Genomic DNA, 12,459 nt, shown 5'->3' on the forward strand with positions numbered 1-12,459 from the left:
GTTTCTCCAGAGATCTGGTCAAAAAGGTTCTGGTCGTCAGATCCAGGAATGGCGCGCAGGCAAAGTTCCGTTGAGGTGGTAAGCGCCGACGGCGTGATACTTCCAGCGCACCGGGTCGTGCAGCGTGTGCACCCGGGCATTGCGCCAGTGGCGGTCGAGGTTGAATTCGGCGAGGGTGGCGCGGCTGCCGGCCAGCTCGAAGAGCTTTTCGCTGGCCAGCAGCGAGATCTCGGTGGTCAGCACTTTGGCTTCAGCCACGGCAATCGAGGCGCGCGCAGCGGACTCGGCGGTGAGCGGCGCGGCGTTGACCTGATCGAGCACTTGCCCGGCCCTGCGCAACAACGCTTCGGCGGCGTGCAGTTCGATTTTCAGCTTGCCGATGTCGGCGATCACGTAGAGGTCGTCGCTTGCCCGGTCGACCTTGGCGTCGATCCAAGGCCGTGCACGCGTTTTTACGAACTCGATGGCGTCATCGATGGCGCCCCGGGCAATGCCGGCGTCGATGGCTGCTTGAATCAACTGCGACACCGCGCCTTGGGTATTCGGGCTGTCGTTGATCTTCCAGTTATCCACCACCAGCTCGGCGTCGACCCGCACGTTGTTGAGCAAAATGGTGCCGCTGGCAGTGGTGCGCTGGCCGAAACCCGACCAGTCATCGACGATGCGCAGCCCCGGTGTGCCACGACGAACAAAGGCCAGCACTTGCTTGCCGTCGTCGTTCAGCGCCTTGACGGCCACCCAGTGGGCGAACAGGGCGCCGGTGGAATAGAACTTCTGCCCGTTGATGACGAAGCCATCGCCGTCGGCGGTGATCCGCGCCTTGAGTTCGAGGGTATTTTTGGTCCCGCGCTCCGGCCCCGCGTTACCGATTCGCCAGCCTTCGAGCACGCTTTTGAACAGCTGTTTTTTCTGCGACTCGGTGGCGCTGCCGAGTATCAGGTTGAGAATCCCGAACTGGTTCTGCGGGATCTGCCCCAGGGCCGGGTCGGCCGCGGAAATGATCGCGAACACCGAGGCTAAGGTGACGAATGAAACCTGCGGGCCACCGTACTCACGCGGGACAGCAATGCTGCCCAGGCCGCTGCGGGTGAACTGTTCGATTTCCGACCACGGCAGCTTGCGCTGCTGGTCACGTTTGGCTGCTTGCAGGCGGGCGACTTGCGCCAGCTCATGGGCAGCCTTGATGGCTTGTGCATCGTTGCGCAAGACCTGCGCGGGCAACAACAATGGGGCGATGTCCAGATCACTCTGGACGATTGCATCTGCCAGACTGGACATCAGTGCCGCTCCTTGGCTGCACGCAATGCCCTGGCGATTTGCACTGGGGTGATTGTGTTCCGGACCATACCTACCTCACATCTCATGGAAGCGCCGCGATCGTTGCGGCGAACGAAAACAAGAATGTCCGGTGGTCCGGTGCATATACCCTAAACGTGTATAAATAATTTATGAACTAACTTTTAGGAATATGTATAGAAGGTCGTTACCCTTTAAGCCGCCAAGATCGCAGCCTTCGGCAGCTCCTACAGGGGAATGCGTTCGGCGTAGGAGCTGCCGAAGGCTGCGATCTTTTGATCTTGTAGCAGCCGAACGCAGCCTCGCAGGCTCGACAGCTGCTAAGGGGGCTCATCGCTTTCGGGATTCAGCAGCCATGAGTGCTTCTTTCGGCGGCACCTTCAGGTAGGGATTGGCACAGCCGATCTTCAGTGTGCGTGCCGGTGCCCACCGCGAGTTATTACCCACGCGGTCGAGGATGCAGTAGGTCACTTCCAGTCGAAGGTCTTCGCCGGCTTCGAGAATGATCGCCGGGGGCACCCAGACCTGAATCGGCTGACCCACATCGCAAGCCTTGAGCTTTGGCAGGTCCATGCGCACATCACCCCAGCGCAAGGTGATTTCGTCGTCGACGGCCATGTTCAGGTACGGTTCGATGGTCAACGGGACACCGCGTTTGATCTGGTTCGGATTGACCCCCTGACGACGAATGGTTTCAGGGATGAACACCGGCGCCAGGCTCTGGTTTTCCTCATCGCAAAGAAGCAGGCCACCCGGGCAATCGAGTTTGATCTGGACGCGCGCCGCCGGTGATACCGCGGTCCCTTGCCCGACCTGCATGACCTTGTAATGGACGCGGGCAGAACCATTGGCAATGAAGCTTTCCGGCACCCGCAGGTTCACGGCTTTGCTGTCATGGTCGGACCCCAACACGCTGGAGGCGACATAGCAGTTGTCCCAAAACAACTCGATCAGATCGCCTTCGTCCATGCCGGGGTAGGGTGGCACCTCGATCATAAGATGCGCGGCCGAGGTGATGTTGATACCGGCCTTGTGGCTTTGCGCCAGGGTCGGGGCTGCAAGTTCAGGTTTGTTTGAAGTGCTTGTCATGGGTTTCTCTCCTTGAAGCTTTGCCGCGAAGTCCATTTCTGAAAGATCGAAAGGCGTGAATTACCAAGCAACAAAACGATTCACTATTTGCGCGCTTAAACAATGATTGAGTGGGGTGGCTGTTGCCGGTTGGGGACTAGATAAGAGTGCGCTTGAATAGGTGTCAATAGCGTTGGTTGGTTAAAGGTTAGTTCTTGCGTGATTCAGAAAACTCCTACGCGGTGTGGTTAATAAACCTCATCGCTCTGTCGAATATAGTCCGGTATTTAATGGGTTTTAGGCCTCTGAGGCAGCAACCCTTTGAGCGTGGGCAATGAGGTGTTTTATAGATTTTAGGCGATGTGAATCTGTTGCAGGACATATATATGTACCGCATGGGATGGCGGGAAGTTATTTAGGATGGAGGAAAACATGTGGGTCGTTGAAAGCTGCTGTACGGTTTTTAAAGCGGAGTTAATGTCACTTCCTTCCATGGAAGTTGACAGTTTTCGAGCGGGGCCGCACTAGGCGTTATTAAGAAACTTGCTGAGAAACTGCTTCGTCCGTTCCTCTTTCGGATTGGCAAACAGTGCCTTGGCTTCGCCTTGTTCGACGATCACACCCTTGTCGAAAAACACCACGCGGTTGGCCACGTCCCGGGCAAAGCCCATTTCGTGGGTAACGATCACCATGGTGCGTTTCTCCTCGGCCAGGCCGCGGATGGTCGCCAACACTTCGCCCACCAGCTCCGGGTCCAGCGCCGAGGTCGGTTCATCGAACAGGATCACTTCCGGTTCCATCGCCAACGCTCGGGCAATCGCCACACGCTGTTGCTGACCGCCGGACAGACGTCGCGGGTAAGCGTCTTCCTTGCCCGCCAGACCGACCTTGGCCAACAGCTTTTTACCCAGGGCAACGGCTTCGGCGCGTGGGATCTTTTTCACCACCAACGGGCCTTCGATCACGTTTTCCAGCGCGGTGCGATGGGGGAACAGGTTGAAGTTCTGGAACACAAAACCCACGTGCTGACGCAAGCGCCGTACCAGGCTCTGCTGCTGGTTCAGAGGGCGGCTGCCATCGATCTCGATGTCACCGACCTTGATCCGGCCGCTGCTAGGCTCCTCGAGAAAATTCAGGCAGCGCAGGAAGGTGGTCTTGCCCGAGCCGCTGGGGCCGATGATCGCCACCACCTCGCCTTCCTTCACCTGCAGATCGATGCCATTGAGCACCACCTGACCCTTGAACTGCTTTGTCAGTTTTTCCACGACAATCATTGGGTCAGGACTCCTGGTCGTGCCGATTGACCCGCGCTTCCAACTGGTTCTGCAGGTGCGACAGTACAGTCGCCAGAACCCAGTAGATCAGCGCAGCGGCAAGATACATGGTGAAAATTTCGAAGGTGCGAGCGGTGATCAACTGCGCTTGGCGGAACAGTTCCGGCACCTGGATGGTGGCTGCTAGTGCGGTGTCCTTGACCAGCGAGATAAAGCTGTTGCCCAAAGGTGGCAGGGCCGTGCGCGCCGCTTGCGGCAGGATGGCCCGGCGCAGGGTTTGCGCGCGAGTCATGCCGATACTGGCGGCGGCTTCCCATTGGCCGCGCTCGATGGAGCTGATGGCGGCACGCAGGATTTCGCAGGCGTAGGCAGCCATGTTCAGCGAGAAGCCGATCAGGGCCGCCGGCAGCGGATCAAGTTCGATACCCAGTTGCGGCAAGCCGTAATAGATCACGAACAGTTGCACCAGCAACGGCGTGCCGCGAAAGAACGACACGTAGATGCGGGCGATCCAGCCCACCAGTTTGAAGCGCGACAGCCGCATCAACGCCAGGCCGAAGCCCATCAGCAGGCCGAAGAACATTCCGCCCAGGCTCAGGATGACCGTGTAGTACGCGCCCTTGAGCAGAAAGGGCGCGGAGTCCAGCGCAAGTTGGAAAGCTTCTCCCATTATTGAGTGACGTCAGCGCTGAAGTATTTTTCCGACAGCTTTTTCAGCGTACCGTCGGCACGCAGCTTGTCGATGGCCTTGTTCACCGCGGCCAGCAGCTCAGGCTCGCCTTTGCGCAGGGCAATACCGGCTTCCTGGCGGGAGAACGCTTCGCCGGCGGCGGCAGTGTCCTTGGCCTTCCTGGCGTATTCCAGCGCGGCCAGGCGGTCGATCAGAATGGCGTCGATGCGGCCAACGCGCAGGTCCTGGAACTTGGTCGGATCATCTTCGTAGGTGCGGACGTCAGCCTTGGGCACATTCTCTTTCACCCACTGCTCGTAGTTGGTGCCCAGACCTACGCCGACTTTCTTGCCGGCCAGATCGGCGGCGGTCTTGATGGTGTCTTTGTTTTTGGTCAGGGTCAGCGCCTGAATCCCGGAAACGGTGTAAGGCGTGGAGAAGTCGTACTTTTTCTTGCGCTCTTCGGTGATGGTCACCTGGTTGATCACCGCGTCCAGACGCTTGGATTCCAAGGCTGCGAGGATGCCTTCCCATTTGGTCGGCTGCAGTTTGACCTTCACGCCCAGCTCTTTGGCCAAGGCTTCGGAGAACTCGACTTCGAAGCCGCTCAGTTTGCCATCGGCGTCGACGAAGCTGAACGGTGGGTAAGTGCCTTCCAGACCGACGTTGATCACGCCTGCGTCCTTGATTTTTTGCAGCTGCTCACCGGCAACCGCCTGCCCGAGCAGGCCGGCGCTCAGCGCCAGGCCCAGCGAACCCACCAGCAGATTTCGACGTAATGCGGAAAAATTCATGACAAGCCCCTGTTTTCTTATGGAAGACGCTTAAGGAAAGTTGGCAAATTCGGGATTTGAACGACTGCGATATCCTGCCTTAAAGCAGCTTATGCGTCTTGCTGCAAATTCGCCTGCGGCGCGACTATATGATGTTGCCTTTAGATAGGAAAATACTAAATATTCAGTTTGTTATTCTTTTTTAAAATATGAGGTGTCATCGAAAAGATCGCAGCCTTCGGCAGCTCCTACATGGATCGGCGTACTCCCTGTAGGAGCTGCCGAAGGCTGCGATCTTTTGATCTTCGATTCTTACAAAAAGCTGGTATAGGCAAACAACGCCGGCGCCCCACCGGTGTGCAGGAAGATGATCGGGCCGTCATTGAAACGCTGGCGCCCGATGCCGTCGAGCAAACCGGCCATGGCCTTGCCGGTGTACACCGGATCCAGCAACAACCCTTCCTGACTCGCCAGCAGCTTCAGCGCGGACAATGTCTCTGCATTCGGCTCGCCATAACGCGGACCGAAATATTCGTCCCACAGTTCGACTTTGAAACTCGCCGGCAGGCTCACGCCGAGAAGTTCGGTCGTGCGCTCGGCGAGGCCCTGGACTTTCGGTCGTTGTGCTTCATCGCTACGGGAAACGGTCACGCCGATCACTGGCAAATCTGGCAGTACTTCGCTCAATGCCAGCGCCAGACCGCTGTGGGTGCCGGCACTGCCAGATGCCAACACCACCGCGGCGAAATTCAGCCCGGTGTCCTTGATCTGTTCAGCCAGTTCCAGGCCTGCACGGACATAACCCAACGCGCCCAATGCATTCGAGCCACCAATCGGCACCAGATACGGCTTTTTACCGTTACTGCGCAGACGCCCGGCCAGCGCTTCCAATTGCTCATCGGCATTGTCGAGGTTTTCCACCAGTTCGACCTTGGCATCGAACAGGTCCAGCAATAGTCGATTGCCATTGCCGACATAGTTGCTGTCGTCGGTGCCGAGTGGATTTTCCAGCAGGGCCACGCAGCCCAGGCCAAGCTTGGCCGCAATGGCGGCGGTCTGGCGCACGTGGTTGGACTGGATCGCGCCAGCAGTAATCAACGTGTCAGCGCCCTGGGCCAAGGCATCGGCGGCCAGGTATTCGAGTTTGCGCAGCTTGTTGCCGCCCAGTGCCAATGGCGTCAGGTCATCGCGTTTGACGTACACATCGCGGCCCAGCCAGGTCGACAGGCGTTCGAGTTTTTCCAGGGGAGTAGGATGACCGAGCAGGTCGAGGCGGTTAAAGCGGGCAAGCTGTTGTTTGATCATGGGTCCGTACTGGCGGAGGAAGATGTCAGGACTATAGGCACGGGTATTTAGTGGGGCAACTGCCAATCGCTTATAGCCAAAAGTATTGAGTACAGCACTATTGGTTCTTAATTCGGCTGCAAGCCGTTGCCGTAAAGTAATCGCGGTTAACGCGGCCAGACAGTCCGGCCGCCCGTGAGGAGTTTTTACCGTGAGCGAGCGTTCCAGCCATTGGCAATTGCAGACCATCGTCAGCCAACTGCGTACGGCGCGCGACCAGTGGCGCGCACAAAACGGCCGGGCCAGCGGCGAGCAGGGCGGTCGCGAGTTGCCGTCCCGAGCGGCCATGGCGGACATTCTCGAAGCCTTGTGCGGTGCGCTGTTCCCGATGCGATTGGGGCCGGTGGATTTGCGTGAGGAAAGTGAAGATTTCTACGTCGGCCATACACTCGATGTGGCACTGAACGCGTTGCTGGCCCAGGCGCGGCTCGAACTGCGTTACGCCGCGCGCCACAGTGCCCAGGCCGACACTGAAGTCGAGGCCAAAACCATCCAGATCATTCAGGACTTCGCCCTCGCTTTGCCGGGGCTGCGCACTCTGCTGGACACCGACGTACTGGCGGCCTATCACGGCGACCCGGCGGCTCGCAGTGTCGATGAAGTGTTGCTCTGCTATCCGGGGATTCTGGCGGTGATTCACCATCGCCTGGCCCATCATTTGTATCGTGCCGGCTTGCCGCTGCTGGCGCGGATCAGCGCGGAAATCGCCCACTCGGCCACCGGCATCGACATCCATCCGGGGGCGCAGATCGGGCGCAGTTTCTTCATCGATCACGGGACGGGTGTGGTGATCGGCGAGACCGCGATCATCGGCGAGCGCGTGCGGATTTATCAAGCGGTGACCCTCGGTGCCAAGCGCTTCCCGGCGGACGAAGACGGCCAGTTGCAGAAGGGCCATCCGCGGCATCCGATCGTCGAGGACGATGTGGTGATCTATGCCGGCGCGACGATTCTGGGGCGGATCACCATCGGCAAGGGCTCGACCATCGGCGGCAACGTCTGGCTGACCCGCAGCGTGCCGGCAGGGTGCAACCTGACCCAGGCGAATCTGCAGCATGATGATGGGACGCAGAAGTAGGGGGCAAAAATCTCTAGTGGTCTTTCTGACGCCATCGCGGGCAAGCCACGCTCCCACAGGGTTTGTGTCGAACGGTATTTCCGTGAACGACACGAAAACCTGTGGGAGCGGGCTTGCCCGCGATGGTTTCAAGCCAGGCCCAGATAATGGCATTTAGCTAATTTCCCGCCGAATGAATCCCGCAAATCCCACCTTATACCCTCCCTTGAGCTAGCACAGAAAAGCTACCGCCGAGCCCTGCGATTAGTCCTTAGCCCCCTATCCATGTTTAACTTGAACGCTCATTCAAGTTAAACCGCCGGTTTGCTGCCCGCTCACAACAGGAGGCTTGCCTTTGCCGAGTCCGTTATTGATTGCCCTGTTTCACCCCCTTGAGGTGCACCTTTCATGAGTGCATCGTCCACCCCCGCAAGCGGCCAGGTCCGCATGAATCCGCCGGTGTTTTATTTCGCGGCGACCTTTATTTTGTTGTTCGCCGTCGTGGTCATGGCGATACCCGAGCAGGCCGGTGCCTGGCTGTTGCAAGCGCAAAACTGGGCGGCCAATACGGTCGGCTGGTACTACATGCTCGCGATGACGCTGTATCTGGTCTTCGTGGTGGTCACCGCCTTGTCTGGCTACGGCAAGATCAAGCTCGGTGCCGACCACGACGAGCCCGAATTCAGCTACCTGTCCTGGGCCGGCATGCTGTTCGCCGCCGGGATCAGCATCACGCTGTTTTTCTTTTGCGTGTTCGAACCGCTGACGCACTTGGCACAACCGCCGCAAGGCGAGGCTGGCACGGCGGATGCGGCGCGTCAGGCGATGCAGATTCTGTTTCTGCACTGGGGCCTGCACGGCTGGGGCGTGTTCGCTTTCGTCGGCATGGCGCTGGCCTATTTCGCCTATCGCCATAACCTGCCGCTGGCCCTGCGTTCGGCGCTGTACCCGCTGATCGGCAAACGCATCAACGGCCCGATCGGCTACGCGGTGGACGGCTTCGGCATCATCGCTACGGTATTCGGCCTCGGCGCCGACATGGGCTTTGGCGTATTGCACCTCAACTCGGGCCTGGACTACCTGTTCGGCATCGCTCACACCCAGTGGATTCAGGTCGGCCTGATCACGTTGATGATGGGCGCGGCGATTATCGTCGCGGTGTCCGGCGTCGATAAAGGCGTGCGGGTGATGTCCGACATCAACATGCTGCTGGCCTGTGCGCTGCTGCTGTTTGTGTTGTTCGCCGGCCCCACCCAGCACTTGCTCAATACGCTGATCCAGAACATCGGCGATTACCTCGGCGCCTTGCCGATGAAGAGTTTCGACCTCTACGCCTACGACAAACCCAGCGACTGGCTGGGCGGCTGGACGGTGTTCTACTGGGCCTGGTGGATTGCATGGTCGCCGTTCGTGGGCCTGTTCATCGCACGGATTTCCCGTGGCCGGACCATCCGTGAATTCGTCTTCGGCGTGCTGCTGATCCCGCTCGGTTTCACCCTGGCGTGGATGTCGATCTTCGGCAACAGCGCCATCGACCAAGTCCTCAACCACGGCATGAGCGCGCTCGGCATGTCGGCCATCGACAACCCGTCGATGACCCTGTACCTGCTGCTGGAAACCTATCCGTGGAGCAAAACCGTGATTGCGGTCACGGTGTTCATCAGCTTCGTATTCTTCGTGACCTCCGCCGACTCCGGCACTGTGGTGTTGTCGACGTTGTCCGCCAAGGGCGGTAACCCGGATGAAGACGGGCCGAAATGGCTGCGAGTGTTCTGGGGCGCGATGACGGCGTTGGTGACCAGCGCGCTGTTGTTCTCCGGCAGCATCGACGCATTGAAGTCAGCGGTGGTGCTGACCTCGTTGCCGTTCTCGATGATTTTGCTGCTGATGATGTGGGGGCTGCACAAGGCGTTTTATCTGGAATCGCAGAAGCAGATCGCGCAACTGCATTCTCTGGCGCCAGTGTCTGGAGCACGGCGCGGCGGATGGCGTCAGCGCTTGAGTCAGGCGGTGCATTTCCCGTCGCGCGATGAGGTCTATCGCTTCCTCGATACCACGGTGCGCCCGGCGATTGAAGAGGTGACGGCAGTGTTCGTCGAGAAGGGCTTGCACGTGGTCACTCAGCCCGATCCGGCCAATGACAACGTCAGCCTGGAGATCGGTCACGGTGAACTGCATCCGTTCATCTATCAGGTGCAAATGCGCGGCTACTTCACGCCGTCCTTCGCCCGTGGCGGCATGGGTTCCAAGGAACTCAACAATCGTCGTTATTACCGCGCCGAAGTGCATTTGAGCGAGGGCAGTCAGGACTACGATCTGGTGGGCTACACCAAGGAACAGGTCATCAACGACATCCTCGACCAGTACGAACGGCACATGCAGTTTTTGCACCTGGTGCGTTGATTGAGGAGGGGGGCTGACGTCTGGTCAGGCGTCAGTGCTCATCGTCATGAACAACACCAGCGCCGCCACCGGTACGCCGAACACCGCGCTACCCACCACCAGTTCCGTGCTCAACGGCTGGCCGGCGTTGACCATGCCGACCGCGCCGTTGATCAAGGTCAACGCCAGCCACAGCACGACAAAGCTGTAGGCCAGGGTCTGGCGGGGGAAACCGATTTTCTCGCCGATGAACAGCATCAGCGCCAGCAGGATCAGGCCGAAGAAGATGATGATTGCCGTGTGCATGGTGGAGTTCCGCCCTTCAGATGTGTATTGCCCTTGAGGCCGCCTTCGCGGGCAAGCCACGCTCCCACAGGGTTTGTGTCGAACGGTAATTTCCGTGAACCACACGATCCCTGTGGGAGCGGGCTTGCCCGCGAAGACGTCCTCATTGCTCAACCCAATACATCGAGCATAGTTAAACCAACCCACCATTCACCCGCAGGATTTGCCCATTACCGATGGTCCGCGGGCAATCTGGCTTGCTTGAGTTCGGCTAATATTTATCAGAGTGTGTATCGTGTGTATTAAGGATGTGATCATCACGTAATGTGCTCAGCAGATGCTGCCCACAAGGACGAAGGTGATGCGAAGTCGGGAAATGATCAGGATGATCGAGGAGAATGGTTGGTATCTGGTGGCCGTGAAAGGTAGCCACCATCAGTACAAGCATTCGTGCAAGTCGGGCAGGGTGACGATAAAGCACCCTGATTCGGATCTTCCAAAAGGAACGATCAACAGCATATTGAAACAGGCGGGTCTGAAATGAGACCCGACATCGGAAACGAGAGCCTCGAAGGGGCCACATCACAGGAAGGACTCATCGAAATGAAATTCCCGGTCGTTCTGCACAAGGATGCCGACTCAGAATACGGAGTGATTATCCCGGACGTGCCGGGTTGCTTCTCCGCGGGCGCTACTGTGGCGCAGGCATTTGAAAACGTGAAAGAAGCGTTGGCTTTGCACTATGAAGGCTTGGTCGCCGATGGAGATCCACTGCCGCAGGTGCGTGAGATTGACGCTCATCTTGATAACCCTGATTACGCTGGCGGTGTATGGGGTGTGGTCGACTTCGATATCACGCCTTACTTCGGCAAGTCGGTGCGCTTCAATGCCACGCTCCCTGAGCAATTACTTGAACGCATCGACCAGACGGTCAGACGAGATCAGCGATACAGCTCAAGATCTGGTTTTTTGGCGGCTGCCGCGTTGCGTGAGTTGTCGGCGTAAACGTTGGGAGTGGATATCGGCGCTATGCGGTGGGTCAGATTTAACAATCTGTGAAACGTTTCAGCATTTTCTCGAGCCCCAGGTTTATCGGCGTTTGTCCGGGCGTATGCTGGGCAACTTGCAAAGCAGTCGATACCACATTCAAGACAGACAAGAGAGGATTCGATGACCTACACCGCTGCCGAAAATCGCTACGACTCCATCCCTTACCGCCGTGTAGGCCGCAGCGGGTTGGTGCTGCCGGCACTGTCCCTGGGCTTGTGGCACAACTTCGGCGACAGCACACCAATCGATACCCAGCGTTCGTTGCTGCGCACGGCATTCGATCTGGGCATCAACCACTTCGACCTGGCCAACAACTACGGCCCGCCGTACGGCAGCGCCGAGATCAACTTCGGTCGTTTGCTGCGTGAAGACTTCAAGCAGTACCGCGACGAGTTGATCATCTCCAGCAAGGCCGGTTGGGATATGTGGGCCGGCCCTTACGGTCAGGGCGGTGGTTCGCGCAAATACGTGCTGGCCAGCCTCGACCAGAGCCTGCAACGCCTGGGCTTGGATTACGTAGATATCTTTTACTCTCACCGTTTCGACCCGGACACGCCGCTGGAAGAAACCGCCAGCGCACTGGCCACTGCCGTGCAGCAGGGCAAGGCGCTGTACATCGGCATCTCGTCCTATTCCGGGGTGAAAACCCGTGAAATCGCCGGGTTGCTGAAGGAGTGGAAAGTGCCGTTGCTGATTCATCAACCGGCTTACAACCTGCTGAATCGCTGGGTGGAAAAGGACCTGCTAAACACCACCGATGAACTCGGCACCGGCGTGATCGCCTTCACGCCATTGGCGCAAGGGCTGTTGACCGACAAGTACCTCAATGGTGTGCCAGCGGATGCGCGGGTTAATCGTCCGGGCGGTGGTTCGTTGCAAGCGTCTCATCTGTCCGAAGCCAACATCGCCCATGTGCGGGCGCTCAATGAAATCGCCAAGCGCCGTGGTCAGAGCTTGGCGCAGTTGGCGCTGGCCTGGACCCTGCGAGATCCACGGGTGACCTCGGCGCTGATTGGCGCGAGCCGACCGGAGCAGATCATCGAGAACGTCGGGGCGTTGAAGAACCTGAGTTTTAGCGTAGAGGAGTTGGCGGAGATTGATCGGTTTGCCCAGGAGGGTGGGGTCAATCTTTGGGAGAAGCCTTCGACGGCTGAGTAACTCCGTACTGATCGTTCCCACGCTCCGCGTGGGAACGCAGCCCGGGACGCTCCGCGTCCCATCCAAAGCCGAACGCAGAGCGTCCGTTGAGGCATTCCCACG

Annotated in this window: 12 protein-coding genes; 5 read left to right on the plus strand and 7 right to left on the minus strand. The window is 58.6% G+C overall.

Features of this window, described 5'->3' with window-relative positions:
* Nucleotides 1–36 precede the first annotated feature (36 nt).
* The 6 genes from TU81_RS15880 to TU81_RS15905 form a co-directional block, all read right to left on the minus strand.
* Nucleotides 37–1,278: an SfnB family sulfur acquisition oxidoreductase gene (locus TU81_RS15880; protein ID WP_048396012.1), complete on the minus strand. Its 1,242-nt coding sequence runs from the start codon at nucleotides 1,276–1,278 to the stop codon at nucleotides 37–39.
* 348 nt (nucleotides 1,279–1,626) lie between these two features.
* A complete protein-coding gene (locus tag TU81_RS15885) occupies nucleotides 1,627–2,385 on the minus strand; it encodes a hypothetical protein (protein WP_048396013.1) in 759 nt (252 codons plus the stop codon).
* A gap of 503 nt (nucleotides 2,386–2,888) precedes the next feature.
* Complete coding sequence (tcyN, locus tag TU81_RS15890; protein ID WP_008068688.1) at nucleotides 2,889–3,638, minus strand: L-cystine ABC transporter ATP-binding protein TcyN; 750 nt, start codon at nucleotides 3,636–3,638, stop codon at nucleotides 2,889–2,891.
* Between the two features lie 4 nt (nucleotides 3,639–3,642).
* Nucleotides 3,643–4,308, minus strand: coding sequence for a cystine ABC transporter permease (gene tcyL / locus TU81_RS15895; protein ID WP_038978481.1), 666 nt, complete (start codon nucleotides 4,306–4,308; stop codon nucleotides 3,643–3,645).
* Nucleotides 4,308–5,102: a cystine ABC transporter substrate-binding protein gene (gene tcyJ, locus TU81_RS15900; RefSeq protein ID WP_038978482.1), complete on the minus strand. Its 795-nt coding sequence runs from the start codon at nucleotides 5,100–5,102 to the stop codon at nucleotides 4,308–4,310. Before tcyJ ends, tcyL begins: the two co-directional genes overlap by 1 nt.
* Before the next feature lie 291 nt (nucleotides 5,103–5,393).
* Nucleotides 5,394–6,386 carry a D-cysteine desulfhydrase gene (locus tag TU81_RS15905; protein WP_048396014.1) on the minus strand — a complete coding sequence of 331 codons (993 nt, stop codon included), beginning with the start codon at nucleotides 6,384–6,386 and terminating at the stop codon, nucleotides 5,394–5,396.
* Between the two features lie 190 nt (nucleotides 6,387–6,576).
* Between TU81_RS15905 and epsC the strand changes: the two genes are divergently transcribed.
* Together epsC and betT are read left to right on the plus strand one after the other, a co-directional pair.
* A complete protein-coding gene (epsC, locus tag TU81_RS15910; RefSeq protein ID WP_008005160.1) occupies nucleotides 6,577–7,503 on the plus strand; it encodes a serine O-acetyltransferase EpsC in 927 nt (308 codons plus the stop codon).
* 426 nt (nucleotides 7,504–7,929) lie between these two features.
* Complete coding sequence (betT, locus tag TU81_RS15915; protein ID WP_167344823.1) at nucleotides 7,930–9,885, plus strand: choline transporter BetT; 1,956 nt, start codon at nucleotides 7,930–7,932, stop codon at nucleotides 9,883–9,885.
* 24 nt (nucleotides 9,886–9,909) lie between these two features.
* On the opposite strand, the gene TU81_RS15920 is transcribed toward betT, so the two are convergent.
* A complete protein-coding gene (locus TU81_RS15920; RefSeq protein ID WP_038978485.1) occupies nucleotides 9,910–10,170 on the minus strand; it encodes a hypothetical protein in 261 nt (86 codons plus the stop codon).
* Between the two features lie 340 nt (nucleotides 10,171–10,510).
* Here TU81_RS15920 and TU81_RS15925 point away from each other — a divergent pair, with 340 nt between their 5' ends.
* From TU81_RS15925 to mgrA, 3 genes are all read left to right on the plus strand, one after another.
* Nucleotides 10,511–10,693 carry a type II toxin-antitoxin system HicA family toxin gene (locus tag TU81_RS15925; RefSeq protein WP_038980189.1) on the plus strand — a complete coding sequence of 61 codons (183 nt, stop codon included), beginning with the start codon at nucleotides 10,511–10,513 and terminating at the stop codon, nucleotides 10,691–10,693.
* Nucleotides 10,690–11,154 carry a type II toxin-antitoxin system HicB family antitoxin gene (locus TU81_RS15930; RefSeq protein ID WP_173667514.1) on the plus strand — a complete coding sequence of 155 codons (465 nt, stop codon included), beginning with the start codon at nucleotides 10,690–10,692 and terminating at the stop codon, nucleotides 11,152–11,154. The genes TU81_RS15925 and TU81_RS15930 overlap by 4 nt, the downstream gene beginning before the upstream one ends.
* A gap of 165 nt (nucleotides 11,155–11,319) precedes the next feature.
* Entirely contained in the window at nucleotides 11,320–12,357 is a 1,038-nt protein-coding gene (mgrA, locus tag TU81_RS15935; RefSeq protein WP_048396016.1) for an L-glyceraldehyde 3-phosphate reductase, read from the plus strand.
* Nucleotides 12,358–12,459: the final 102 nt, after the last annotated feature.

Source organism: Pseudomonas lini, from assembly GCF_001042905.1.
Lineage (GTDB): Bacteria > Pseudomonadota > Gammaproteobacteria > Pseudomonadales > Pseudomonadaceae > Aquipseudomonas > Aquipseudomonas lini.